This window comes from Phycicoccus sp. CSK15P-2, assembly GCF_016888005.1.
GTDB lineage: Bacteria > Actinomycetota > Actinomycetes > Actinomycetales > Dermatophilaceae > Phycicoccus.
Genome location: NZ_JAFDVE010000008.1, coordinates 181,633 through 207,472, shown reverse-complemented (window position 1 = coordinate 207,472; position 25,840 = coordinate 181,633). Strand labels below are relative to the sequence as shown.

The 25,840-nt window shown below is 72.9% G+C and carries 24 protein-coding genes; 4 read left to right on the top strand and 20 right to left on the bottom strand.

The features are described 5' to 3' along the window. The first annotated feature begins 89 nt into the window (after positions 1-89). Positions 90-1,511: an LVIVD repeat-containing protein gene (locus tag JQN72_RS04775; RefSeq protein WP_204134015.1), complete on the top strand. Its 1,422-nt coding sequence runs from the start codon at positions 90-92 to the stop codon at positions 1,509-1,511. An 82-nt stretch (positions 1,512-1,593) separates the two neighbouring features. On the opposite strand, the gene JQN72_RS04770 is transcribed toward JQN72_RS04775, so the two are convergent. The 6 genes from JQN72_RS04770 to JQN72_RS04745 form a co-directional block, all read right to left on the bottom strand. After that, positions 1,594-2,181 carry a hypothetical protein gene (locus JQN72_RS04770; protein ID WP_204134014.1) on the bottom strand — a complete coding sequence of 196 codons (588 nt, stop codon included), beginning with the start codon at positions 2,179-2,181 and terminating at the stop codon, positions 1,594-1,596. A gap of 48 nt (positions 2,182-2,229) precedes the next feature. Further along, positions 2,230-3,138: an A/G-specific adenine glycosylase gene (locus JQN72_RS04765; RefSeq protein WP_204134013.1), complete on the bottom strand. Its 909-nt coding sequence runs from the start codon at positions 3,136-3,138 to the stop codon at positions 2,230-2,232. Positions 3,139-3,155: 17 nt separating this feature from the next. Continuing rightward, positions 3,156-4,241 carry a DNA integrity scanning diadenylate cyclase DisA gene (gene disA / locus JQN72_RS04760; protein WP_204134012.1) on the bottom strand — a complete coding sequence of 362 codons (1,086 nt, stop codon included), beginning with the start codon at positions 4,239-4,241 and terminating at the stop codon, positions 3,156-3,158. Between the two features lie 117 nt (positions 4,242-4,358). Further along, positions 4,359-4,979, bottom strand: coding sequence for a hypothetical protein (locus JQN72_RS04755; RefSeq protein ID WP_204134011.1), 621 nt, complete (start codon positions 4,977-4,979; stop codon positions 4,359-4,361). Positions 4,980-4,990: 11 nt separating this feature from the next. Further along, entirely contained in the window at positions 4,991-6,415 is a 1,425-nt protein-coding gene (gene radA / locus JQN72_RS04750; protein ID WP_204134010.1) for a DNA repair protein RadA, read from the bottom strand. Positions 6,416-7,048: 633 nt separating this feature from the next. Continuing rightward, entirely contained in the window at positions 7,049-8,773 is a 1,725-nt protein-coding gene (locus tag JQN72_RS04745) for a BCCT family transporter (protein WP_307812422.1), read from the bottom strand. 132 nt (positions 8,774-8,905) lie between these two features. Here JQN72_RS04745 and JQN72_RS04740 point away from each other — a divergent pair, with 132 nt between their 5' ends. After that, positions 8,906-9,862, top strand: coding sequence for a LysR family transcriptional regulator (locus JQN72_RS04740; RefSeq protein WP_204134009.1), 957 nt, complete (start codon positions 8,906-8,908; stop codon positions 9,860-9,862). A gap of 15 nt (positions 9,863-9,877) precedes the next feature. On the opposite strand, the gene JQN72_RS04735 is transcribed toward JQN72_RS04740, so the two are convergent. From JQN72_RS04735 to JQN72_RS04675, 13 genes are all read right to left on the bottom strand, one after another. Further along, complete coding sequence (locus tag JQN72_RS04735; protein ID WP_204134008.1) at positions 9,878-11,068, bottom strand: VWA domain-containing protein; 1,191 nt, start codon at positions 11,066-11,068, stop codon at positions 9,878-9,880. Between the two features lie 4 nt (positions 11,069-11,072). Then, the gene (locus JQN72_RS04730; protein ID WP_307812421.1) at positions 11,073-11,960 is read right to left on the bottom strand and encodes a MoxR family ATPase; all 888 of its coding nucleotides are present in this window, start codon (positions 11,958-11,960) and stop codon (positions 11,073-11,075) included. Continuing rightward, positions 11,957-12,847 (bottom strand): XdhC family protein, encoded by an 891-nt coding sequence (locus JQN72_RS04725; RefSeq protein WP_204134006.1) that lies wholly within the window; start codon positions 12,845-12,847, stop codon positions 11,957-11,959. Before JQN72_RS04725 ends, JQN72_RS04730 begins: the two co-directional genes overlap by 4 nt. 13 nt (positions 12,848-12,860) lie before the next feature. Then, entirely contained in the window at positions 12,861-15,332 is a 2,472-nt protein-coding gene (locus JQN72_RS04720; protein WP_204134005.1) for an aerobic carbon-monoxide dehydrogenase large subunit, read from the bottom strand. Continuing rightward, complete coding sequence (locus tag JQN72_RS04715; protein WP_307812420.1) at positions 15,329-15,868, bottom strand: 2Fe-2S iron-sulfur cluster-binding protein; 540 nt, start codon at positions 15,866-15,868, stop codon at positions 15,329-15,331. The genes JQN72_RS04720 and JQN72_RS04715 overlap by 4 nt, the downstream gene beginning before the upstream one ends. A gap of 1 nt (position 15,869) precedes the next feature. After that, positions 15,870-16,775: a xanthine dehydrogenase family protein subunit M gene (locus tag JQN72_RS04710; protein ID WP_204134004.1), complete on the bottom strand. Its 906-nt coding sequence runs from the start codon at positions 16,773-16,775 to the stop codon at positions 15,870-15,872. A 133-nt stretch (positions 16,776-16,908) separates the two neighbouring features. Continuing rightward, positions 16,909-17,556: a DUF5134 domain-containing protein gene (locus JQN72_RS04705; RefSeq protein WP_204134003.1), complete on the bottom strand. Its 648-nt coding sequence runs from the start codon at positions 17,554-17,556 to the stop codon at positions 16,909-16,911. Between the two features lie 140 nt (positions 17,557-17,696). Next, complete coding sequence (gene rplI / locus JQN72_RS04700) at positions 17,697-18,143, bottom strand: 50S ribosomal protein L9 (RefSeq protein ID WP_204134002.1); 447 nt, start codon at positions 18,141-18,143, stop codon at positions 17,697-17,699. A 20-nt stretch (positions 18,144-18,163) separates the two neighbouring features. Continuing rightward, a complete protein-coding gene (gene rpsR / locus JQN72_RS04695; RefSeq protein ID WP_166101244.1) occupies positions 18,164-18,400 on the bottom strand; it encodes a 30S ribosomal protein S18 in 237 nt (78 codons plus the stop codon). Between the two features lie 107 nt (positions 18,401-18,507). Further along, positions 18,508-19,077 carry a single-stranded DNA-binding protein gene (locus JQN72_RS04690; protein WP_204134001.1) on the bottom strand — a complete coding sequence of 190 codons (570 nt, stop codon included), beginning with the start codon at positions 19,075-19,077 and terminating at the stop codon, positions 18,508-18,510. Positions 19,078-19,122: 45 nt separating this feature from the next. After that, a complete protein-coding gene (rpsF, locus tag JQN72_RS04685) occupies positions 19,123-19,410 on the bottom strand; it encodes a 30S ribosomal protein S6 (RefSeq protein WP_204134000.1) in 288 nt (95 codons plus the stop codon). A 3-nt stretch (positions 19,411-19,413) separates the two neighbouring features. Continuing rightward, positions 19,414-20,850 (bottom strand): hypothetical protein, encoded by a 1,437-nt coding sequence (locus JQN72_RS04680; RefSeq protein WP_204133999.1) that lies wholly within the window; start codon positions 20,848-20,850, stop codon positions 19,414-19,416. 10 nt (positions 20,851-20,860) lie between these two features. Beyond that, a complete protein-coding gene (locus JQN72_RS04675) occupies positions 20,861-23,080 on the bottom strand; it encodes a transglycosylase domain-containing protein (protein WP_204133998.1) in 2,220 nt (739 codons plus the stop codon). A gap of 224 nt (positions 23,081-23,304) precedes the next feature. Between JQN72_RS04675 and JQN72_RS04670 the strand changes: the two genes are divergently transcribed. Together JQN72_RS04670 and JQN72_RS04665 are read left to right on the top strand one after the other, a co-directional pair. Beyond that, entirely contained in the window at positions 23,305-23,907 is a 603-nt protein-coding gene (locus JQN72_RS04670; protein WP_204133997.1) for a PadR family transcriptional regulator, read from the top strand. 72 nt (positions 23,908-23,979) lie between these two features. After that, positions 23,980-25,071: an inositol-3-phosphate synthase gene (locus JQN72_RS04665; protein WP_204133996.1), complete on the top strand. Its 1,092-nt coding sequence runs from the start codon at positions 23,980-23,982 to the stop codon at positions 25,069-25,071. Positions 25,072-25,135: 64 nt separating this feature from the next. Here the strand turns inward: JQN72_RS04665 and JQN72_RS04660 are convergent, their stop codons facing one another. Continuing rightward, the gene (locus JQN72_RS04660) at positions 25,136-25,789 is read right to left on the bottom strand and encodes a TetR/AcrR family transcriptional regulator (protein WP_204133995.1); all 654 of its coding nucleotides are present in this window, start codon (positions 25,787-25,789) and stop codon (positions 25,136-25,138) included. Between the last annotated feature and the right edge of the window lie 51 nt (positions 25,790-25,840).

Here is a 25,840-nt window from a genome sequence, read left to right as displayed (position 1 = left end):
CTTGCGGAATCTTTACGTCCGCCAGACCTCGGCCGGTGCGTCCTCCCGGCATGGTAGGCGGACATCGGGCGGGTGTGAGGGCCTGACCCATGACGTCAGGAGTGGACGTGCGACGACACCGGATGATGAGCGTGCTGGCCGGGGCGGCTCTCGTCCTCGGCGGGGGAGCCGGCGCGGCGGGCGCCGGCGACGGGGCCGGGCTCTCCGGCACCGACCTCGCCCCGGACCAGATGGGCTACAGCAAGAACGTCGAGCACCTCGCGAACGTGCCGCACGTCGGCCCGTTCACCGGGCAGGTCGGCTCCGACCTCGCGTTCCAGGGGGACCGCGCCTACGTCGGCAACTACCAGGGCTTCGTCATCTACGACATCTCCGACCCGCGGAACCCGGTGACGCTGAGCCAGGTCAACTGCCCCGGCGCGCAGAACGACGTCACGGTCTCGGGCGACCTGCTCTACCTCTCGACGGACAGCTCGCGCACCGACGACTCGTGCTCCTCGGAGCCGCAGTCCGCGACGATCGAGGAGTCGTGGGAGGGCATCAAGGTCTTCGACGTGTCCGACCCGGCGAACCCGGTCTACGTGACCGCGGTCGAGACCGACTGCGGCTCGCACACCAACTCGCTCGTGCCCGGCGAGGGCTCGGACTACATCTACGTCTCGAGCTACGGGCCGCGCGACAGCTACCCCGACTGCACGACCCCGCACGACAGCATCTCGATCGTCGAGGTGCCGAAGGACGACCCGGAGAGCGCCGCGGTCGTCGCCACCCCGAACCTCTTCCCGGACGGCGGCAACCCGGGCGGCACCGACTCGGAGGGCCACGGCTACTCGGCGACGAGCGGGTGCCACGACATCACCGCCTACCCCGCGAAGAAGATCGCGGCCGGGGCCTGCATGGGTGACGGCATCATCATGGACATCTCCGACCCGGTGGACCCGAAGGTGGTCGAGCGCGTCCAGGACACCGAGAACTTCGCCTTCTGGCACTCGGCCACGTTCAACCAGAAGGGCACGAAGGTCGTCTTCACCGACGAGCTGGGCGGTGGCGGAGCGGCCACGTGCAACGCCGACATCGGCCCCACGCGCGGCGCGAACGCCATCTACTCGCTCTCCAAGCGCAACCGGCTGACGTTCCAGTCGTACTACAAGATCCCGCGCCACCAGTTCGACACCGAGAACTGCGTCGCGCACAACGGCTCGATCGTCCCGGTCCGGGGCCGGGACGTCATGGTGCAGTCCTGGTACCAGGGCGGGGTCTCGCTGTGGGACTTCACGAACAGCAAGAGGCCCCGTGAACTCGGGTACTTCGAGCGCGGCCCGCTGGAGCCGACGAACGTGGGCGGGTCCTGGTCGGCGTACTACTACAACGGCTACGTCTACAGCTCGGACATCCGCAAGGGCTTCGACGTGCTCCGCCTGAAGGACTGGTGGCTGCGCGGCGCCGCGAAGGTCCGGCTGGACGAGCTCAACCCGCAGTCCCAGCCGGTGTACCGCTCCTCGCGCCGCTGACACCCGCGCGACGGCCCGCGGATGGCCGCCCCGCGCGGCGGCCGTCCTGCGGTGCCCGTCCGTCCCGGGTCGGGCAGCGCCGTCAGCCGGGGCGGACGACCGTGACGGGGTCGCCGGGACGCACCCGGCCCGGCACGACGACCCGGGCGTTCAGGCCGCGCAGCCGCAGTGGGCGCCCGGTGCGGCCGTTGACGAACCGCATCGCCTCGGCACCGAAGCGCTCGACGAACTTCGAGCAGCCGGTGTGCGGCTCCTCGGTGACCTCGATGACCGCACCGCGCTCGTCGGGGTCGCCGATGACCAGACGGCTGCCCGCCGGCAGGTTCTCGTGCGAGAGGTCGAGGTCGAGGTAGAGCTGGTCACCGGCGAGGGCCCGACGCTCCGGGTCACCCGCGAGGAACGCGACCATCCGGGCGCTCATCACGTTGAGCTGCATGTCGAGGTAGCTGCTGTCGGCCGCGACGTCACCCGCGCGCTCGCACCAACGGTCCCCGACGAGGCCGGCCTCGACGTCGAGCTCGCCCTCGGCGAGGACCTCGCGCTCGTTCTCGGCCGGGCGGCGGACGACGAGATCGAGCGTGCCGGCGTCCTTCGGGGCGTCGAGGACCTCGGGCAGGAAGGCCTCGAGCTCGACGGGCGTGCGGTGCACGATGGCGGGGGTGTCGGTCATGGGCCCCAGTGTGGCGGATCCGGGAGCGGCCCGGCACCCGAGTTCCGATCAGGCGGGTAGCCGGTAGCGCTCACCGGCCACGGGCTCGACGAGGCCGTCCTCGACGAGCGAGGCCAGGCAGCGGTCCAGCTGGTCGGTGTGGCGGTCGGCCGGGAGCCCGAGGCGGCCGAGCACGGTCTCCTCGAGCGCCTCCCTGGCCACCGCGTGGCTCACCTCCCGGAGCACCTGGACGAGTGCTCCGCGGACCTGCCGGTCGGTGCCCGCCCACGCCTGGCCGCGGCGGGGTGGCCCGTCGTCGGGCGGGCTGCCGGCGGCGACCCACGCGCAGACGTCCTCGAGCGGGCAGGACCCGCACTCCGGTCCGCGGGCCCGGCAGACGAGCGCGCCGAGCTCCATGACGGCGACGTTCCACACCGCCGAGGTCGCGGGGTCCTCCGGGACGAGCGACGCGGCGAGCCGCTGCTCCGCCGCCGTGAGGGAGGGCGAGGCGAGCGCCCGTCCTTGCACCGCCCGGGCCAGCACGCGGCGCACGTTGGTGTCGACCACGACGGTGCGGCGCCCGTGCGCGAAAGCGGCCAAGGCGGCGGCCGTGTACGCGCCGACGCCGGGCAGGGCGCGGAGGTCGTCCTCGTCGTCGGGCACCTCGCCGCCGTGCCGGTCGACGAGCGCGACGGCCGCCTCCCGCAGCCGCAGCGCCCGCCGGGGGTAGCCGAGCCGCCCCCACGCGCGGACGACGTCACCCGGGGACGCCGCGGCGAGGGAGGCGGCGGTGGGCCAGCGGGTCATCCACGCGCGCCACACGGGCTCGACCCGTGCCACCGGGGTCTGCTGCGACATGACCTCGGAGACGAGGACGCCCCAGGGCGTGCAAGAAGGGTCGCGCCAGGGAAGGTCGCGGGCGGCGCCGCGGTACCAGTCGAGAACCCGGTCGTGCAGCGTCGCAGGGTCGAGCGTCATCGCGCGGGGCGCACGCGTCAGACGTAGCGCTCGAGGATGCTCGTCTCGGCGAGCCGGGAGAGGCCCTCGCGGACGAGACGGGCCCGGCCCTCGCCGACGCCGTCGACGTCCATGAGGTCGTCGACGTTCGCCGCGAGGAGCTTCTGCAGCGAGCCGAAGTGGCCGACGAGGCGGTCGACGATGGCTCCGGGGAGACGCGGGACCTTCGAGAGCAGCCGGTGGCCCAGGGGACTCACGGAGGAGTCGAGAGAGTCACCGATGACGGTGAAGCCCATCGCACGGGCGCCCGCGGCGGGGTCGAGGAGCTCGGTGTTGTCCATCGCGGTGAGGCTCGCGACCGCCTCGGCGTGCGTGTAGCCGGCCTTGGTCTCGGGCAGGTAGTCGCGGATGACGAGGCCGAGGTCGTCGGAGAGACCCCCGGTGAGCTCCTCGAGCTGGAGGCTGAGCAGCCGGCCGTCGGTGCCGAGCTGCACGACGTACTCGGCGATCTCGTCCTTGATCCGCCGGACCATCTCGAGACGCTGCAGGACGTTCGCGACGTCGCGCACGGTGACGAGGTCCTCGATCTCGAGCGCCGAGAGGGTGCCGGTGACCTCGTCGAGACGCGCCTTGTAGCGCTCGAGGGTCTGGAGGGCCTGGTTCGCCCGGGAGAGGATGGCGCTGGAGTCCTCGAGGACGATGCGGCGCCCGGCGACGTACAGCTGGATGATCCGCATCGACTGGCTGACCGAGACGACGGGAAAGCCGGTCTGCTTCGCCACGCGCTCGGCGGTGCGGTGCCGGGTGCCGGACTCGCTGGTCTCGATTCCGGCGTCGGGGAGCAGCTGGGTGGCGGCGCGGAGGATGCGGGTGACGTCGCGGTCGACGACCACGCCGCCGTCCATCTTCGCGAGCTCGCGTAGGCGCGTGGCGGAGAACTCGATGTCGAGGGGAAACCCGCCGGTGGCGATCTGGTCGATGACCCGGTCGTGGCCGAGCACGATGAGGGCGCCGGTGCTGCCACGGAGGATGCGCTCGAGGCCGTCGCGCAGCTCGGTTCCGGGGGCGACGGCGGCGAGCGTCGCCCGCAGCAGCTCGTCGTCGGTGGGCACGGCCACGCTCATCTCCTCACCGCTCCTCGGCCCTGCGGCCGTCGGCGGAGTGCCCGGCCATTCCGCGGCATCCTAACCGCCGCGAGGTCACGGCGCGGTCTCGATCGCCGGGCCCGGCCCTTCGGGACGTCAGCGGACGGGACGGGCGGGCCCCCGGGAGCGGATGACCTCGAGGGCGTGGCGGGGGTCGTCGACGGCGAGGGAGACCGCGTCGACCGGCGGCCCCTCCCGGCCGGTCACCGCACGACGCGGCCTGGCCGAGGGGTCCAGGGCGAGGTCGAGGTCGAGGCCCTGGCCGGGGAGCCCGATGGTGTGACGGTCCTCGGGTGGGGTGAGGCGCTGCACTCGTTCGGCCCCGGCGAGGTGCGCCCAGGGCACCTCCAGCACGGTCCACGGGCCCTGCCGCAGCACGAGGGAGTCGGCACCCGCGAGGTGCGGGTAGGCGTGCAGCGCTGCCCACCAGCCGAGCACCCACAGCAGCGTGTAGGCGCTCACCCCGAGGACGACCCACCGCACCCCGGCCAGGCTCCCGAACCGCTCCCACGGCACGAGCAGGTGCACCGCCACGAGCTCGACGAGGGAGACACCCGCGAGCACGAGGGCGAGGACCGCGCCGCCTCGCGCGTACGGGAGGGGTACGTCGTCGCCGGAGCGGACGTGGACGCGCCGACGGGCCACGAGCCACACGGCGCGCAGGAGACGGACCTCGCCCGCGAGGAGCTCGAGGACGACGGACCCGACCGCAGCCACCCGACCGCGCGTCATCGTGGGCCACCGGCTGCCGCATGGCCGGCGGGCGCCTCGTGGAGGGCGCGCGTCACCGCCTCGGCGACCGTGGCGACCTCGAGCACCTGGACGCCCTCGGGCACCGGCCCGCCGCCGAGGACCCCGGGCGGGACGACCGCGCGGGTGAAGCCGAGCCGGGCCGCCTCGGCAAGGCGGCGGTGCGCGCCGGTGACCGGGCGGATCTCGCCGGCCAGCCCGACCTCACCGAACGCGACCGTGCCCGGCGGCAGCGGGCGGTCGGTGATCGCCCCGGCGAGGGCCATCGTCACCGCGAGGTCGGCCGCGGGCTCGGTGAGCCGGACCCCGCCCACGGTGGAGAGGTAGGCGTCGCTGCCGCCGATCGGCGCCGACGCCCGCTTGTCGAGGACGGCGAGGACCATGTTGACCCGGGCGGCGTCCAGCCCGCTCGTCGCGCGGCGCGGGGTGGCCAGCGAGGACGACGTGACGAGCGCCTGGACCTCGGTGACCAGCGGACGACGCCCCTCGAGGGTGACCGTGACACAGGTGCCCGGCACCTGGGCGGTCCGCCCCGAGAGGAACAGGCCGCTGGGGTCGGTGAGCCCGACGATGCCGACGTCGGAGAGGTCGAAGCAGCCGACCTCGTCCGTTGGCCCGAAGCGGTTCTTCACGGCCCGGACCAGGCGGAGCCGCGAGTGCCGGTCGCCCTCGAACTGGACGACGACGTCGACGAGGTGCTCGAGCACGCGCGGCCCGGCGATCGAGCCGTCCTTGGTGACGTGGCCGACGAGGAGGACCGCGATGCCGCGGGACTTGGCGACCTGGATGAGGGAGGCCGCGACCTCGCGAACCTGGGCGACGTTGCCGGCCGAGCCCTCGACCTCGCTGCTGGAGACCGTCTGCACGGAGTCGACGACGAGGAGCTCGGGCCGCACCTGCTCGACGTGGGCCAGGAGGGTGCCGAGGTCGGTCTCGGCGGCGAGGTAGAGCGAGCGCGCCATCGCCTCGATCCGCTCGGCGCGGGCGCGGACCTGTGCGGCCGACTCCTCACCGCTGACGTAGAGCACCGTGCGGTCGCCGTGCTCGCCGGCCCGGGCGGCGCGGCCCGCGACGTCGAGCAGGAGCGTGGACTTGCCGATGCCCGGCTCCCCCGCGACGAGGACGACCGCACCGGGGGTGAGACCGCCGCCGAGGACGCGGTCGAACTCGGCGACCCCCGTGGGGCGGGCGACGGCGTGGCTGAGGTCGACCTCGGCGATCGGCACGGCCGGGCGCTCGACCGAGGCGGCAGCGGGCGTGCGGGCCGTGACGGCACCCGCCTCGGCGACCGACCCCCACTCCCGGCACTCACCGCACCGGCCGACCCACTTCGCCGTCTGCCACCCGCACTCGGTGCACCTGAACGCGGTGGCCCGGGCGGTGCGACGGGTCGAGGTGGCCATGGCCCCAGCCTAGGTTCGAAGGCCGACACCGCTCCGCCGCCACACGCCGGCCGCCCTCGACCCCCGCACGGCACCAGCCCCACACCGGCCGCCCGGAACCCCGCACACTCCCCAACCCCACACCGGCCGCCCAGAACCCCGCACGCTCCCCAACCCTCACTCCTGCGTCTCCGACACCGCGCGAGTGCCGGCTGGGCGCCCGTGCTCTCCCGCCCCGTCCCATCGCACCCCCTTCTCCCCCGCCTGTGCTCTGCTTCGCCATGCGAAGCAGAGCACAGGCGGCGGGACGGGTACGGGAGGGGGCGTCCGGGCCGGGCCATCGCGCGGTGGGTCCGCGGTCGACCTCGGACATGCTCACACGACCCAGGGCAGCCCCACTCACCACCGGACACCCCAGACAGCCCACGGCACCGTCGGACACCCCAGGGCAGCCCCACTCACCACCGGACACCCCAGACAGCCCACGGCACCGTCGGACGACCCGGGCGGCGTCATGCACCCTTCACGCACCCCGGACGACCCCGCACCCCTCACGTCCGCACCCCATCGCACCCCTCACGTCCGCACCCGACGCCCGACACACGACGGCCCCGGCGACGCGGACGTCGGCGGGGCCGTCGGGGTGGGCCGGGGTCAGACCTTCTGCGGAGGCTCCCGGGTCTCGGCCGGGTCGGCCGTCGCCGCAGGCACCGACGCCGCACCGTCCACGGGGGCGACGAAGTCCCTCCGGCGGGCGATCTGACCGGCGATCTCGTCGGCGAGCAGGCGGCGCTCGGCGCGCTCCATCCGGCCGTGCTCGTGCAGCAGGGCCCGGCTGAGCGCGAGCACCATCCCGATCATCACGAGGCTGAACGGCAGGGCGAGGAGGATGGCAGCGGTCTGCAGGGCGTCCAGCCCCCCACCGCCCGCAAGGAGCAGCGAGACCGCGACGGCGCCTTCGAGCAGAGCCCACATGACACGGCTCCACACGGGCGGGTTCGGGTTGCCACCGCTGGAGAGCATGTCGACGACGTAGGAGCCCGAGTCCGAGCTCGTGACGAAGAAGACGACGACGAGCACGATGGCGACGACGCTGGTGAGCCCCGCGAGCGGGAAGCCGTCGAGCAGCTGGAACAGCGCACTCGTGGTGTCGACGCCCTCCTCCCCGATGAGCCCTCCGTCGCCGAAGATCTCCCGGTGGATCCCGGAGCCGCCGAACACGGCGAACCAGAGGAACGTGACGAGCGTCGGGACGAGCAGCACGCCGGCGACGAACTCCCGGACCGTGCGGCCCTTGGAGATGCGCGCGATGAACACACCGACGAAGGGCGCCCAGCTCATCCACCAGCCCCAGTAGAACGTGGTCCAGCCGGAGACCCAGTCCGTCCCCTCCTCGCCCTGGAAGGCGAGCGTCTGGAACGAGAGCTGGAAGAAGTTGGCGATGTAGCTGCCGACCGACGACACGAAGTCGCCGAGGAGGAACACCGTGGACCCGGCGAACAGCACGAAGAGGAGCAGGGCCGCGGCGATGACCATGTTCGCGTTCGACAGGATCTTGATGCCCTTGTCGAGCCCGGTGGCGACCGAGAGGGTCGCGAGACCGGTGATCCCGACGACGAGCAGGACGAGGAGGACGTTGCCCACCTCGTCGACGGCGCCGAGGAACTGCAGTCCGGAGCCGACCTGCGAGACGCCGAAGCCGAGCGAGGTCGCGACACCGAAGAGCGTGCCCACGACGGCGATGACGTCGATGACGTCACCGAGCACGCCCTTGACGCGCTCGCCGAGGAGTGGCTCCAGGGCCCAGCGGATGGACACCGGACGCCCCTTGCGGTGCACGGCGTACGCGACGGCCAGGCCGACGACGACGTAGATGCCCCAGGCGTGCAGCCCCCAGTGCAGGTACGTGACGTCCGTGGCGGCGCGGGCCTGCTCGCCCGCGGTCTCGCCGGTGCCGGGCGGCGGCGACGCGAAGTGGCTCAGCGGCTCGGCCACGCCCCAGAAGACGAGGCCGATGCCCATTCCGGCGGCGAAGAGCATCGCGAACCAGGCCATCAGCCCGAACTCGGGCTTCTCGTCGTCCGCGCCGAGCACGACCCGGCCGGTGGGCCCGACCGCCGCCCACAGCGAGAAGGCGACGAAGCCGCTGACGATGAGGATGTAGTACCACCCGAGGTCGCCGACGACGGCCCCGCTGATGGAGCTGAAGATCTCGCCCGTGCGCTCCGGGGCGATGAGGGCCAGGACGACGAAGCCACCGATGACGGCCAGGGCGGGCCAGAAGACCCGCGGTGCGGTGATCCGCTTGTCGGGGCGCGGCTGCCCGGTGGGCGGCTCGGTCTCCGCGACGGTTGGTTCGGGGCGGTCTGTGACGGACACGGCGTCTTGCTCCTCCTGTGGCAGGGGCCCGGGAAGTCGGTCGACGACTCACGGTAACCACCCACGCGTCCCGTGACCAGCACTTGTCCCGTGCGGGGTGACCGGCGTCGAAGGCGGACCTACGATGAGCACGTGACGCCGACACAGCTGCGCGCCTACGCCACGGTCGTGCGGCTCGGGTCCCTCAAGGCTGCGGCGGACGAGCTCGGGGTCAGCGAGGCCGCCGTGTCCATGCACGTCGGTCAGCTGCGCAAGGAGTTCGACGACCGGCTGTTCGGCCGCACCTCGTCGGGTCTGGCGTTCACGCCGGGCGGCCTGCGCCTCGCGAGCCGCTCCGTCGAGATCCTCGGGCTCCAGGACCGCACGGTCCGTGAGGTCACCCAGGCCGGGTCGGGGCGGCGGATGCTGCGGCTCGCCGCCTCCGCGATGTTCGCCGAGCACGCGGCGCCGGGCCTCATCGAGCTCTTCGCCGCCCGGGCCGCCGACCTCGACGTCGAGCTCAGCGTGCACCGGGTGACCGAGTTCTCCGCGCTGCTCGCGAGCCGCACGGTCGACGTCGCCATCGGCCCGACGCCGCGGGAGGTCCCGAGCGGACTGGCCCACCAGCCGTTCCTCAACTACGACGTCGTCACGGTCGCCGGTCCGCGGCACCCGTTCGTCGGGCACGCCCCCTCCCCCGCGCAGCTGTGCGGCCAGACGTGGCTGCTCGGGCCGTCCGCCGCGGAGCACCACGGCGTCGTCCCGGGAATGATGCGTCACCTCGGCGTCCCCGAGGCCAACCAGCGCATCTTCCAGAGCGACGCCGCGGCCGTCGAGGAGCTGCAGCGCGGAGCGGCCGTCGGGCTCGCCGTGCACTCCGCGGTCAAGGCGTGCCTGGCCGACCAGCGGCTCGTCGTCCTCGAGGGCCGCGGCCTGCGCGGCACCGGGAAGTGGTCGGCGTTCGCGTTGCCCACCGAGCAGCAGTCGCCGGTGGCCGCCGAGCTGCTGCGGTTCGTCACGACCCCGCGCGCGACCCAGGCGATGGTCCGGGGACGTGGTGCGCGGGCGGGCCGGTTCCGCCCGGCCGTGCACGTGACGCTCTGGAGCTGAGCGGCCGACACCGCGTCAGTCGTCGACGAGCGCGGCCACGACGTCGACGAGTGCGTCCGGCGAGTGGGCCGGGAGGAAGGCGTCGCAGTACGGCAGCGCCGCGGCCATCGAGCCGACCCGTGGCTCGAAACCGGGAGCGGCCGCGCGCGGGTTGAGCCAGAGGATCCGGTGCGCCCGGCGGCGGAGCCGGGCGAGCTCGGCGGCGAGCTCCTCCGGAGGGTCGCTGTCCCAGCCGTCCGAGGCGAGGACGAGCACGCCACCGCGCAGCCCGTCGCCCCACCGGGAGCGACGCAGCGCCCGGAGGCTGCCGGCCAGGTGCGTCCCGCCGAAGCGGTCGGCCGTCGCGGCCTCGGCCCGCTCGCGCGCCTCCTGCGCGGAGTGGTGGACCAGCGCCGGGGTCAGGCGGGTCAGCTCGGTCGAGAAGACGAAGGTCTCGCACCGGCCGGTGCGGGCGAGGACGCGGAGCAGGTGCAGGTACGCCACGGCGTACGGCTGCATCGAGCGGCTGACGTCAACGAGGACCGTGACCGGGCGGGGCCGCCGCTCCGGACGCCGGTAGCGCAGCCGGGTCGTCTCCCACCCGGTGCGGCGGGACGCGGCGAGGGTATCGCGCAGCGCGACGTGCGTGCCCTGCTTGTGCGGCCGCCGGCGCCGGCTCCGCCGGGTGGGCCAGCGGTCGACGGTGCGCTGCAACCACGACTCCAGGACGGCGAGCCGGGCGTCGTCGAGCTCCTCGAGCGGGGTGTCGGCGAGCGCGGCCGCCGCCGAGGGCAGCGGCTCGGGCAGCGTGACGTCGTCCTCGTCGTCCGAGGACCCTCCGGCCGTGACCCGCGGCAGCGTCGCCCAGGGCAGACCGTCGCCCTCGACGTCGCCGGCCGGCCGGCCGGCCGCGCGCGCCCACGTGTCGCCCGTGGAGGACGTGTCGCCGCCGCGTGCCGCCCGCCGCGCCTGCGGGTCGGTGGCGAGGACGGTGTCGCGGAACACCGCGTCGAAGACGGCGTCGAAGGTCGGGTGGTGCTCGTGCCGGTGCACGAGGGTGACCCGGGCGGCCCAGTAGAGGGACTCGACGTCCCGCGGGAAGCCGACGTCGAGGGCGGCGGTGAAGGCGACGGTCGAGGTGAGGTCGACGGGAACCCCCGCGGCGCGCAGCCGGGAACCGAGCCCGGTGACGAACGCCGCGCGGTCGGCGCCGGCGAGCAGGCTCACCGGCTCAGCCCGGGGACGAGCCCGCGAGCAGGTCGTCGAGGGCCGCGGTGACGACCTCGTGGTCGTCCGGGGTCTTGGCGAGCGCGCCGAGGGTGGCCGCGACGTCCTCGCGGACGAGCTCACCGACCCCCAGCACGGACAGCGCCGCGACCCAGTTGACGGCCTCGGCGAGCCCTGGCGGCTTGTCGACGTCGAGCCCGCGGACCCCGCCGACGAAGTCGACGGCCGCGGCGACGAGCGGCTCGTCCGCACCCGGCACCCGGCGCCGCACGATCTCGACCATCCGGAGCGGGTCGGGGAACTCGAGCCAGTGGTAGAGGCAACGCCGGCGCAGCGCGTCGTGCAGGTCGCGGGACCGGTTGGAGGTGAGTACGACGACGGGCGGCTCGGCGGCCCGGAAGGTGCCGAGCTCGGGCACGGTGACCGCCTGCTCGCCGAGGAACTCGAGCAGCAGCGCCTCGAACTCGTCGTCGGCGCGGTCGATCTCGTCGATGAGGAGCACCGGCGGCGGGCCGTCGGTGGAGCGCACGCACCGGAGGATGGGCCGCTCCTGCAGGTACTCCTCGGCGAAGAGGTCGGCCTCCTCGAGCCGGTCGCCCCGGGCCTCCGCGACCCGGATGGCGAGCAGCTGCTTGGCGTGGTTCCAGTCGTAGAGCGCCTCGGCGGCGGTCAACCCCTCGTAGCACTGGAGGCGGACGAGCGGCCTGTCGAGCGAGGCCGCGAGCACCTTGGCCGCCTCGGTCTTCCCGACGCCGGGCTCGCCCTCGAGGAGCAGCGGCATCCCGAGCCGCGTCCCGAGGTGGACCGACGTCGCGAGGCCGCGGTCGGCGAGGTAGTCGTGCTCGGCGAAGCGGTCCCGGACCTCGTCCGGCCCGGTGAACGGCGCGCTCACGCCGACCCGGGTGCGGCCGCGGCGAGGTGGGCGTCCCGGCATCCCGGACAGCAGAACCAGACGTGCTCGCCGTCCACCACCGCGTGCGGCGTCCCGTCGTGGACGACGACGGTCATCCCGCACACGGGGTCGACGGCCGTCACCGGCTCGGCGACCTCGTCGCTCGGCTCGAGCGGCCGGGCACCGTCGACCCGCACCGCCCGGACGAGCGCCGCGACGATGGCGACCGCGATCTCCTGCGGGGTCCGGGCGCCGATGTCGACCCCCACGTGCGGATGGACCCGCGCGAGCTCGTCGTCGGTGAGGCCCGCCGCGGAGAGCTCGACGAGCACCGCCCGGCCGCGGGTCCGGCTCGAGACGATCCCGACGAACCCGGCACCGTCGGCGAGCGCGGCCCGCACCGCCCCGACCTCGTCACCGCCGTGCGTCGCGACGACGACGGCGAGCAGGGACCCCGGAAGGGTCGCGTCGTCCTCGCCGCACACCGGGAAGCCGACCGTCGGCGCGAGGTCCGCGAGCGCCCGCGCCGTCGGGGAGTCGCCGACGACGCGCACGACCGAGGTCGGCAGCATCGGCTCGAGGTAGATCTCCAGGGCACCGCCGGACAGGCAGGGGTTGACGACGACGACCGCCCCGGGCGAGTCCGGGAAGGCCGGACCGTGGTCCGGGAGGACGCGCAGGAGCACGGCCTCGCGGGTGCGCAGCGACTCGAGCGCCGTGCTGCGCACCGCCTCGACCGAGCACTGGCCGCCGACGAAGCCGTCGATCGTCCCGTCGGGCAGGACGACCGCGCTGTCGCCAGGCCGGGCCGAGGCCGGCTCCTGGGCACGGACCACCGTGGCCCGGACGAACGGGCGTGCGGGCGCCTCGGACGAGGGAGTCGACATGGTCGGCGGCCCCTCAGATCGGCGGTGTGGGACGGCCCTGCATGGCCTCCCACACCCGGGACGGGGTGAGCGGCATGTCGGCGTGCCGGATCCCGAACGGCTTGAGGGCGTCGACGACCGCGTTGACGACCGCCGGCGGCGACCCGACGGTGGCGGACTCGCCGATGCCCTTGGCCCCGATCGGGTGGTGCGGCGAGGGCGTCACCGTGTGCCCGGTCTCGAAGTGCGGCGTCTCGAGGGCGGTCGGGACGAGGTAGTCCATGAACGAGCCACCGAGGCAGTTGCCGTCCTCGTCGAACGAGATCATCTCCATCAGGGCCATCCCGATGCCGTCGACGAGCCCGCCGTGCACCTGTCCCTCGATGATCATCGGGTTGATCCGCGTCCCGCAGTCGTCGACCGCGACGAACCGGCGGACCTTGACCTCGGCCGTCCCGGGGTCGATGTCGACGACGCAGATGTACGCCCCGAACGGGTAGGTGAGGTTCTCCGGGTTGTAGCAGATCTGTGCCTCGAGCCCGCCCTCGATGCCGTCCGGGAGGTCGCCGGCGCCGTGCGCCTTCATCGCGATGTCCTGGATGGTCACCGAGCGGGTCGGGTCGCCCGCGACGTGGAACGAGCCCTTCTCCCACTCGAGGTCCGCGACCGACACCTCGAGCATCCCGGAGGCGATGATCTTCGCCTTGTCCCGGACCTTACGGGCGACGAGCGCCGCCGCGGCGCCGGAGACCGGGGTCGACCGGCTGCCGTACGTGCCGAGCCCGAACGGGGTGTTGTCGGTGTCGCCGTGGACGACGTCGATGTCCTCGGGCGCGATGCCGATCTCCTCGGCGACGATCTGCGCGAACGTCGTCTCGTGACCCTGGCCCTGGCTCTGCACCGAGAGCCGGACGACGGCCTTGCCGGTGGGGTGGACCCGCAGCTCGCAGCCGTCGGCCATCCCGAGGCCGAGGATGTCCATGTCCTTGCGCGGACCGGCCCCGACGGCCTCGGTGAAGAACGCGACACCGATGCCCATGAGCTCGCCGCGCTCGCGCTTCTCGGCCTGCTCCCGGCGCAGCTCGGCGTAGCCGGCCTGCTCGAGGGCGACGTCGAGGGCCTTCTCGTACTCGCCGGAGTCGTAGACCCAGCCGGTCTTCGTCGTGTACGGGAACTGGTCGGGCTGGATGAAGTTCTTCCGGCGCAGGTCGACCGGGTCCATCTCGAGGTCGTAGGCGAGGCAGTCGACGAGCCGCTCGACGAGGTAGACCGCCTCGGTGATCCGGAAGGAGCAGGCGTACGCCACGCCACCGGGTGCCTTGTTCGTGTAGACCGCCGTCATCGAGCAGTGCGCGGCCTCGAGGTCGTAGCTGCCGGTGAAGACGCCGAAGAAGCCCGCCGGGTACTTGACCGGGGCCGCGGTGCCGTTGAAGGCGCCGTGGTCGGCGAGCACGTGGGTGCGGATGGCGAGGATCTTGCCGTCCTTGTCGGCCGCGATCTCGCCACGCATGACGTAGTCGCGGGCGAACCCGGTGGAGACGAGGTTCTCGGTGCGGTCCTCCATCCACTTCACCGGCTTGCCGGTGACGATCGAGCCGACGATCGCGCACACGTAGCCGGGGTAGATCGGGACCTTGTTGCCGAAGCCACCGCCGATGTCCGGGGAGATGACCCGGATCTTGTGCTCGGGCAGGCCCGCCACGAGGGCGTAGACCGTCCGGTGCGCGTGCGGCGCCTGGGTGGTCGACCAGAGCGTGAGCTTGCCGTCGACCCGGTCGTAGTCGGCGACCGCGCCACAGGTCTCCATCGGGGCCGGGTGGACCCGGGGGTAGATGATGTCCTCGGTGACCGTGACGTCCGCGCGCTCGAACACCGCGTCGGTGGCCGCCTTGTCGCCGGTCTCCCAGTCGAAGCAGTGGTTGTCGGCCTTGCCCTCGAGGTCGTCCCGGATGACCGGGGCGTCCGGCTCGAGGGCCGAGCGGACGTCGACGACCGGCGGCAGGACGTCGTACTCGACGTCGATGAGCTCGAGCGCGTCACGGGCGGCGTAGCGGTCCTCGGCGACGACGAACGCGACCTCCTGGCCCTGGAAGCGGACCTTGTCGGTGGCGAGCACCGCCTGGACGTCGTTGGACAGCGTCGGCATCCACGCGAGGTTCTGCGCGGCGAGGCCCTCACCGGTGACGACCGCCTTGACCTTCGGGTGCGCCTCGGCGGCCGAGGTGTCGATGGAGACGATCCTGGCGTGCGCCACGGGAGCCCGGAGGATCGCCAGGTGCAGCATCCCCTTGAGCTGGACGTCGTCGACGTAGTTGCCGAGACCGCGGACGAAGCGCGGGTCCTCCTTGCGGAGCATCCGGCCGAAGCCGACCGGCTTCTGGTCGTTGTCGGCGTTCTCGAGGTCCTCGAGGTCGGTCTGGCCGAGCTGCGCCGTGGAGTCGGAGACCTTGTCCGGCGCGGCCTCCCAGTCGCTGTGCTCGGTGCCGGTCTGGACGGGTGTGCTCATGACTCGCTCCCCACGGTCTCGATCTCCTCGGAGCGGCCGACGCCGGCCGCCTCGAGCTCCTGCTGGCGCCGCAGGTCGGCCTCGTGCTTGGCCGCCCACTGCACGGAACGGACGATCGTCGTGTAGCCGGTGCACCGGCAGATCTGGCCGGAGATGGCCTCACGGATGGTCTGCTCGTCCGGGTCGGGGTTCCGGTCGAGCAGGGCTCGGGACGTCATCATCATCCCGGGGGTGCAGAACCCGCACTGGAGTCCGTGACAGCGCATGAAACCCTCCTGGATCGGGTCCAGGCCGTCCGCGGTCTCGAGTCCCTCGACGGTGCGGACCTCGCGCCCGGCCGCCATCGCGGCGAGCACGGTGCAGGACTTGACGGGCTCGCCGTCGAGCCAGACCGCACAGGTCCCGCAGTTGCTCGTGTCGCAGCCCCAGTGGGTGCCGGTGAGGTCCAGGGTGTCCCGGAGGAAGTGCACGAGCAGCGTGCGCGGCTCGCACTCGGCGGTGACCTGGTCGCCGTTGACGGTCATCGTGACCTGCACGTCATCGACCCCTCTCGCTCGGTTCGTCGCCTCGGCGACCGGTTCGGATGCGGTCCACGGCAGTCCGCAGAGTGCGCGTCGTCAGCTCCCCAGCGAGGTGGCGCTTGTACTCCGCGGTGCCGCGGCCGTCGCTGGACGGCGAGCACGCCTCGGAGGCGATCCGCCCCGCCTCGGCGAGGGCCTCGTCCGTGGGCTCCCGGCCGCGCAGGGCGTCCGAGATCGCCGTGATGCCGGTGGTGTGCGGGCCGACGGCGGCGAGACCCACCCGGGCCTCGGTGATGACCTCGCCGTCCATCCACACGGCGGCGCCGGCAGAGGTCACGGCCCAGTCGCCCGCCCGGCGCTCGACCTTCGCGTAGGCGCTCGACCCGTTCGGCCGCACGGGGATGCGGACCTCGGTGAGCATCTCGGCCTGGCCGACCGCCGTCTCGTACGGCCCGCGGTGGAACTCGTCCATCGACACGACGCGCTCGCCGTCCGCGCTGCGGATGACGCACGACGCGGCGAGCGTCGTGCACACGGCCGAGAGGTCCTCGGACGGGTCTGCCTGGCACAGCGACCCGCCGATCGTGCCGCGGTTGCGGACGAGGGGGTCGGCGATGACGCGCTCGGCGTCGGCGAAGATCGGGAACAGCGCGGCGAGCTCGGGGGACTCGAGGAGCTCGCGGTGGCGCGTCATGGCGCCGATCCGGACCTCGTCCTCCCCCATCCGGATGTAGCCGAGCTCGTCGTGCAGGTCGTTGATGTCGACGAGGTACTCGAGGTCGGTGAGCCGCAGCTTCATCATCGGCAGCAGGCTGTGCCCGCCGGCGACGAGCCGGGACTCCTCTCCGAGTCTTCCCAGGAGGTCGAGCGCGTGGTCGACACTCGTCGCGCGCTCGTACTCGAAGGGTGCGGGCACCTGCATACGTGACCTCCTCGGGTCGGACAGCCCCGACGGCGACGGACGGGGGCTGTGCGCACTCTCACCCACCGATGGCGTCTCCGCAAGCAGTTGGCAAGAAAACACTGAACCCGCTGACCGGACGGCCGATCCGGCGTCAGGCCCCCAGGGCGCCGAGGACGGGCACGGCGAGCATCCAGCCGGCGGCGAGGGCCATGACGGACTCGCAGCACGCGTCACCGCGGGTCTCGGCGGCGCGGGCTGCCGCGGCCGTGACGAGCGTCCGGCGGGCGGCGAGGACCGCCACGACCGCGACCGCGAGGAGCAGGGCGGCCGAGAGCCACAGGAGGGGCGAGCCGGGCTCGAGCGCCGCGGTGTGGTCATGGCCACCCGGCAGGGTCACGGCGGCGTGGTGGACGGAGCCGGCCAGGACGGTCGAAGACGGGGTGGATGCCGTGGACGCCGCCGCGGCCGGCGTCGAGAGGGCGGGCCACAGCATGGCGACCATCGCCGCGCAGGCGACGCCCAGCCGGGTGTGGAGGGGACCCTGGCCGTCGCCCTCCGCACGTCGGGTCCACGCGGTGCGGACCGCCCACCCGGTGCCGACGGCGAAGACTCCGACGAGGAGGCCCGCGACGGCCGACCGCAGCGGAAGGGCGAGCATCGCCACCATCCCGAGCGCCATGCCGGCGTGCCAGCCCGACAGCATCCGGGACCGGGCCGGACACTCCGCGCGCGGGCGGAGCGCACCGACCGCCTGGTGGGCGAGCACCACGAGCAGGGCGACGACGAGCAGTGCGGTCACGGCCAGAGCATCACCCGTCGCCCGAACGGGGTCAACCGGATCGTCAGCATTCACTTGCCGGACTCCGGCACGCCCGGGCCGCACGGGACGCGCGAGGGCCCCGGACCGTGGTGGTCCGGGGCCCTCGGGGGTGCGCGGCGTCAGCCGGCGACGACGTCGAGCTCGACGGTCGCCTGGACCTCCGGGTGGAGGCGGACGAGCGCGGTGTGCGAGCCGACCTGGCGGATCGGGGTGGGGACCTCGATCCGGCGGCGGTCGAGCTCGGGGCCACCGGCGGACTTCACCGCGGCGGCGATGTCGGCCGTGGAGACGGCGCCGAAGAGGCGGCCGCTCGTGCCGGCGTGCGCGGTGACCGTGACGGCGTTGGCCTCGAGGTTGCCCTTGATGGACTGCGCCTCCTCGAGGGACTTCACGGCGCGGGACTCGCGGGCCTTGGCGATCGCGTCGACCTGCTTCTGACCACCCTTGGTCCACGCGGTCGCGAGACCGCGCTTGAAGAGGAAGTTGCGGGCGTAGCCGTCCTTGACGTCGACGACGTCACCGGCGGTGCCGAGACCCGAGACCTCGTGGGTGAGGATGACCTTCATCGTTCTGGCTCCTTCTCGGGTCAGCGGGACGAGCTGCTGTAGGGCAGGAGCGCCATCTCGCGGGCGTTCTTCACCGCGTTGGCGATGAGCCGCTGCTCCTGGACGGTCACACCGGTGACGCGCCGGGCGCGGATCTTGCCGCGGTCGGAGATGAACTTGCGCAGCAGCGCGACGTCCTTGTAGTCGATGTTCTCGACCTTCGCCGCCTTGAGCGGGTTGGCCTTCTTCTTCGGCTTGCGAATGGCGGGCTTGGCCATCGTGGTGCTCTCCTTCTGCCGGGGTCACCCGGCGGATGAGCCCTGGTCTCCCAGGGATGGTGTGTGTCTGGTTGTCGGGTGCCGTCGCGGCCCGGGGGCCGGGACGGTCAGAAGGGGGGCTCGTCGTAGCTCGGCGCCTGGCCCCAGCCACCGCCCTGCTGACCACCCTGCTGCGGCTGCTGCGGGGCCTGCTGGCCACCGCCGTAACCGCCCTGCTGGCCGCCGCCCTGCTGGGGCTGGCCGCCGGTGGCCCACGGGTCGTTCTGCTGGAAGCCTCCGCCACCGCCGCCGAAGCCGCCGCCGGACCCGCCGCGCTCGGCCTTGGTGACCTTCGCGGAGGCGTAGCGGAGCGACGGGCCGACCTCGTCGACCTCGAGCTCCATGACGGTGCGCTTCTCGCCCTCCTTCGTCTCGTACGAGCGCGACTTCAGCCGGCCCGAGACGACGACGCGGGTGCCCCGGTGGAGCGACTCGGCCACGTTCTCGGCCGCGTCGCGCCAGATGGAGCAGCGCATGAAGAGGGTCTCCCCGTCCTTCCACTCGTTCGACTGGCGGTCGAACATCCGGGGGGTCGACGCGACGGTGAAGTTCGCGACGGCCGCACCGGAGGGGGTGAAGCGGAGCTCGGGGTCGGCGGTGAGGTTGCCGATGATCGTGATGAGGGTGTCGCCTGCCATGACGGGTGTCCCTTCGGGGTTGGTCGTGGACGGGTGACGGAAGGCTCAGGCGCCGGGGCGCAGGAGCTTGGTCCGCATGACCGACTCGTTGAGACCGAGCTGACGGTCGAGCTCCTTGGCCGTGGCGGGCTCGGAGGTGAAGTTGACGACGGCGTAGATGCCCTCGGCCTTCTTCTTGATCTCGTAGGCCAGCCGGCGGCGGCCCCAGACGTCGATCGTGTCGACGCTGCCACCATCGGTGGTCACGACCTTGAGGAACTTCTCCAGCGAGGGCTGGACGGTCCGGTCGTCGAGCTCGGGGTCGAGGATGACCATGAGTTCGTACTGACGCATGCGCTAACCCGCCTCCTTCGGTCTGTGGCGGTCACGGTCCTTCCGTGACAGGAGGGTATGCATCGTCGCCCACACGGCCCGGGAGTTGTCCACAGGCCCCGGAGGGCAACCGGTCCAGGGTACCGGTCGCCCTGCGCCATCGCCCAATCCGTCCGGTGCCCCCTCTCCCGGGCCGTCGGCGTCCCACCCGGCGGCGGACCACGCGGTTCCGGACCACACGACCCAGCCCAGCCGGCCCAGGGCGAGCAGCCGCAGGACCAGTGCGGTGGCGTACCACCCGGCCGGCAGCCCGTGCGCCGGGTCGGACTCGGCGGCGAGCCAGGCGTGGAGCGCGACGGCGTGGACGACCTCCGCGCCGGCCCACAGGAGGTGCTCGCGCCACCGGACGCCGGCGAGGGCGACGAACGGCACGAGCCACACGGCCGTCTGGACCGGGTACGCGACGCCCGTCGCGAGTGCGACGAGCAGACCGACGAGCGCGAGGTCGGCGGTCGCGGGACGCCGGCCCCGTGCCGCGAGGAGGAGGACCAGGCCGGTCGCGAGGAGCAGCCCGAGCAGCGAGAGCACCGCCGCGCGCGACGGCCCGAGAGGGTGCTCCGCCAGGGTCGGGACGAACCAGGGCGAGCCCGGACCCGCTCCCGCGGCCCACCACTCCCGCAGCGGGTACACCACGAGGTCGGGGTCGAGCGCAGCGAGCGGGCCCAGGACGATGACGACGGTCGCGGCGGCCGAGCCGAGCAGCCGGCGCCGGGCGTGCCGCAGGCCGTCGGGCGGGGTGAGGGCCAGGGCGAGGAGGACGAGGACGGCCGGACGCGCACCGAGCACCGCGACCCCGGCGAGCGCGCCGGCGAGCCCGGGGCGCCGACGGCTCCACGCCCGGACCGCGACGGTGGCGAGCGCGACCGGGACGAGCTCGGCCGAGAGCAGCACGGTGAGGGCGAGCACCGGCGAGAGGGCGAGCGCGACCGGGTCGGCCGCGCGGTGGCGGCGGACCGTGCCGACCGCGACGACGAGCCCGGCGAGGAGGAGCGCCACGGTGAGCGTCCACAGCACGAGCACCCATCGCTGCTGCTCCAGGCCGGCACCGGGGGCGAGGGTCGCGAGGAGGGTCGTCACGGTGCCCGGGACCACCGGCACGTCGAGCGGGGCGTCGCCGGAGAGGTAGGCGAGGACTCCCCGGCCGGCGCCGTCGTCGGTGACCGACGCGAGCATCGGCGAGGCGCACATCCGCCACACCGGCACCTGCCCCTCGTACCCCTGCGCCGCGCACGCCGACTGCCGCAGGGAGGCCACGAGCAGTGGCAGCCCGAGGAGCAGGACGACGGGCGCCAGCCGGGCGACCCCCCGCGGCCCCGGGCGGCCGAACGCACCGCGCGGTCCTCCGAGGGCCGTGGTGAGGCCCCCGGGGAGCACGACGCGCGGTGCGTCCGGGTCGGTCACGAAGGAGCGGTCAGCCGGTCCCGAGGACCGGCGCGCCCGCGGTGGAGGTGGGGGTCGGCGACGGTGTCGGAGGTGCCGTCGTCCTCGTCCTGGACACCGACGGCGAGGGGACGACCGTCTTCGTGGGCTCCGGCGGCTCGCTGGTGGTCGGCGGGGCGCTGGTGGTCGGCGCGCTGCTCGACGACGGCGGAGCCTTCGTGGGCTCGGGTGCCTGGGTCGGCGCTGGGGGCGGCGGCGGCGCGGCGTCCCTGTTGATGTGGGCGGGCTTCGGGAACGGCACGACCTCGGTGCCCTCGAGCGCCTTCTTCATGTAGGCCGTCCAGATCCGCGCCGGGAAGCTGCCGCCCGTGATGTCGCCCGCGGTCGGCAGGTTCTCCATCTCCAGCTCGTCGCCGGTGTCCGGGTCGGAGCGGTACATGCCGACCGCCGTCGCGAGCTGCGGGACGTAGCCGTCGAACCAGGCCGACCGGAAGCTCTCGGACGTACCGGTCTTGCCCGCGGCGGGCCGGCCGAGGTTCTCGCCGACGTAGCGGGCGGTGCCACCGTTGACGGGCTGTTCCATCGCCTCGATGACGTCGGACATGAGGTCCTTGTCGAACACCTGCTTCGTCTGCGGCTCGGCCTCGATGGTCGGCAGCCGGTCGTCGAGGAAGGCGATCTGCTGGACGAGGTAGGGCTCGGCGCGCAGTCCCTCGGCGGCGATCGTCGCGTAGGCGGTCGCCATGTCCATGACCGTCACGGAGTCGGTGCCGAGGACGTTGGCCACGTTCGGCTGCAGCTCCGAGCGCACGCCCGCGTCCTCCGCGGCCTTCATCGTCTTCTCGGGTCCGGCCTCGATGTTCAGCTGGGCGTAGACGGTGTTGACCGAGTTCTTCGTGGCCTTGAGGAGGTCGATGTTGCCGAACCCCTCGTTGCCGAAGTTCTTGACCCGGCCCCGGCGGGCGGCATCCGTCGAGCCCGCGGAGTCGGCGAACTGGTCGAAGTACTGCGGGCTCGCGCCGTTGAACCGGGTCTGGGTCGAGACGTCGCGGGACTGCAGCGCGGCGATGAGCGCGAAGATCTTGAACGTCGAGCCGGCCTGCATCTTGGCCTGGCTGGCGTCGTTGAGCGCTCGGTCGGCGAAGTCGCGACCACCGTAGAGGGCGACGACGGCACCGTCGCCGGGCTTGATCGAGACCAGGCCCTCGTGGATGTCGTCCTGCTTCTCCGGCCGCTCGTCCTCGACGGCCGCGACGGCCGCCGCCTGCTTCGGCTTCTCGATCGTCGAGACGATCCGCAGGCCACCGCGCTGGATGTCGGACTCGGACAGCTGGTGCTTGTCGACGAGCTCGCGCTTGACGAGGTCGACGATGTAGCCGTTCGTGCCGCCGAGCGCCTTGGGCTTGTACTCCTTGACCTCCGGGAAGGCCGCCTCGGCCCGCTGGTCGGCGGACAGCCAGCCCTGGTCGACCATGGCGTCGAGGATGTAGCCGCTGCGGCTCTCGGCGTTCGCCTGCTGCTCCTCGCCGAGCTGGGGGTCGTAGAGCGACGGGCCGCGGATGACCGAGGCGAGCAGCGCCGACTGCGACGGGTCGAGGTCCTTGGCGTCCACCCCGAAGTAGGTCTGCGCGGCGGTCTGGATGCCGTACGCGCCGCGGCCGTAGTAGATCGTGTTGAGGTAGTTCTCGAGGATCTGGTCCTTGTCCTGCTGCTTGTCGATCTTCAAGGAGATGAGGATCTCCTTGGCCTTGCGGGTCAGCGTGCGGTCCTGGGTCAGGAAGTAGTTCTTGACGTACTGCTGGGTGATCGTCGACCCACCCTGGGTGGCCTGCCCGCCCTTGACCGCGACCCACACGGCGCGGGCGATGCCCGTGGGGCTGATCCCGCTGTTCTCGTAGAAGTCGCGGTCCTCCGCGGCCAGGATCGCGTGCTGCATGTCCTCGCTGATCTCGGCCAGCGGGACGGACTCCCGGTTGCCGCCGTCGTCGGACAGCCGCGCGAGCTCTGACGTGCCGTCGGAGTAGTAGACGACGCTCGCCTGAGCCTGGACCATCTCGTTCGGCTGGGGGACGTCGGTCAGGGCGTAGGCCGTGAAGAACCCGAGGATGCCGAGGACGAAGGCACCGAACGCCGCCCAGAGCCCTCGCGTGACCCAGACGCGTCGGGCGGAGGGCTCGTCGCCGTTCTGGCGGTCGCGGCCGGCCTGCCGGCTCCTGGCCTCTGCACGGGTACGTGGCTGTCGTTCGCTCATGGACTTCCGGGGTTCGGGGCGGGGGCGACGGGTCGTCCGACCACGTCCACCGCTCAGTATGACGGTCGAGCCTGGGAAAACCCCAGGAGGCTCCTGCGGGTGGCGCGCGACGTCCGGCCCCCGGTGTGACGTGCGGGACCAGCGGGACGTCCGGGACGAACACCTGCGGCACGATGTATCGCGTCGATATATCTGTGCTACGGTCGAACGGACATGGACCGAGTATGTCAGGTCCCGCCGATCGCCGGAGAGGAGCACCCACCGTGGTCTCTCGCCGCGCCCAGCTCCTCGAGTTCGCCGTCCTCGGCCTCCTGCACGAGGCCCCCACGCACGGCTACGACCTCCGGCGCCGCCTCAACACCGCGCTCGGCCCCTTCCGGGCGCTGTCGTACGGCACGCTCTACCCCGCACTGAAGTCGCTGCTCGGCCGCGGGCTCATCGCCGAGGCCGCGGACCCGTCCGCCGGTGGCAAGCGCCCCCGCGTCGTGTATGAGCTCACCGCGGCCGGCAAGGAGCACTTCGCCGAGCTCGTCGACCGCATCGACGCCTCGGCCTACGAGGACGACGGCTTCGACGTCCGCTTCGCCTTCTTCGCCCGCACCGAGCACGAGGTGCGGCTGCGCATCCTCGAGGGCCGGCGCTCGCGCCTCGAGGAGAACCTCGAGCGGGTCCGCGAGCGCTCCACCCGCAGCCGTGAGCGAATGGACGCCTACACCGCGGCTCTCCAGCGCCACGGTGAGGAGACCGCCGAGCGCGAGGTCCGCTGGCTCACCGAGCTCATCGACGCCGAACGGCGTCACCCCACCGACCCCGGCCCCCAGCCGTAGGTGACCGGCGCCCTTGCCGGCACCACCACCGTCCGTCCCGCCCACCCCCAAGACCTCTCGGAGGAAAAGCTCATGGGTTCCATCCGCGTCGCCGTCGTCGGCGTCGGCAACTGCGCGTCGTCGCTCGTCCAGGGCGTCCACTACTACCGGGACGCCGACGCGTCCTCGACCGTGCCGGGTCTGATGCACGTCGTGTTCGGCGAGTACCACGTGCGCGACGTCGAGTTCGTCGCGGCGTTCGATGTCGACGACAAGAAGGTCGGCAAGGACCTCGCCGAGGCCATCAACGCCTCCGAGAACAACACGGTCAAGATCGCCGACGTGCCCACCACCGGCGTCACCGTCCAGCGCGGCCACACCCTCGACGGCATCGGCAAGTACTACGCGATGACGATCGACGAGTCCCCGGCCGACCCGGTCGACGTCGTCGCGGCGCTGCGCGACGCCGAGGTCGACGTGCTCGTCTCCTACCTCCCGGTGGGCTCGGAGGAGGCGGACAAGTTCTACGCCCAGTGCGCCATCGACGCCGGTGTCGCCTTCGTCAACGCGCTGCCCGTCTTCATCGCCTCCGACCCGGAGTGGGCCGCGAAGTTCGAGGCCGCGGGCGTGCCGATCATCGGCGACGACATCAAGTCCCAGGTCGGCGCCACCATCACGCACCGCGTCATGGCGAAGCTCTTCGAGGACCGCGGCGTGCAGCTCGACCGCACCTACCAGCTCAACGTCGGCGGCAACATGGACTTCAAGAACATGCTCGAGCGCGAGCGCCTGGAGTCGAAGAAGATCTCGAAGACGCAGGCCGTCACCTCGAACCTCACCGGCGAGCTCGCCGGCAAGACCGAGGACCGCAACGTGCACATCGGCCCGTCCGACTACGTCGCGTGGCTCGACGACCGCAAGTGGGCGTACGTCCGCCTCGAGGGCCGCGCCTTCGGCGACGTGCCGCTCAACCTCGAGTACAAGCTCGAGGTGTGGGACTCCCCCAACTCGGCGGGCATCATCATCGACGCCATCCGTGCAGCGAAGATCGCCAAGGACCGCGGGGTCGGCGGCGCGCTGCTGTCGGCGTCGTCCTACCTCATGAAGTCCCCCCCGGAGCAGCGCCCGGACGACGTCGGCCGCGCCCGCCTCGAGGCCTTCATCAGCGGCGACGAGGAGCGCTGACCCGCCTCCCCGTCACGCGAACAGGACACGCCGTCCGCACCAGGTGCGGACGGCGTGTCCTCGTTCACCCGGTGGGGTCACCCGGGGGGACACCGAGCGCGGGGAGGACGACCTCGTCGATGATCCGGACGAGGAACTCGCGGTCGACCTGCCGGCGCTGCACGAGCGTCCGGTAGGACGCCATGGCCGGGCCGATGTGCGCGACGAGCTCGAGGTCGGCGTCGGCGCGGATCTCCCCGCGGTCCCGCGCACGCTCCAGGACGATGCGGTTCTGCCGGACCCGTGGCTCGGTGATGGCCTCGTCGACGGCCTCGACCAGCTCGGGCTCGCGGGCCAGCAGCGAGACGAGGCCACCCATGACCTGCATCTTGCGCTGGCCGTCGGCGATACCGGGTGGCCGGATCATCGCGACGAGGTCGCCGCGGAGGGTGCCGGTGTCCGGCGGGGGCGCCTGGTGCTGGGCCCGCTTCATGCAGGCCACGGCGTCGATGACGAGGTGCGCCTTCGAGGGCCACCGCCGGTAGAGCGTGGCCTTCCCCGCCTTGGCGCGGGCGGCGACCATGTCGACGGTCATCCCGTCGTACCCGCACTCGGCGAGGATGTCGAGCGCCGCCTCGAGGATCTCGGGGTCCCGGCTGTGGTCGCGCTTGCGCCCGGGGCGGCCCTGCTGCTCGTCGCCGGTGCCCGTGGGCTCCACGACCTGCTCGGGCTGCGTCATCGCGCCGATGCCTCCTGGTCCGCCGGTTCTGCCGGTCTCCTACGGTACCTC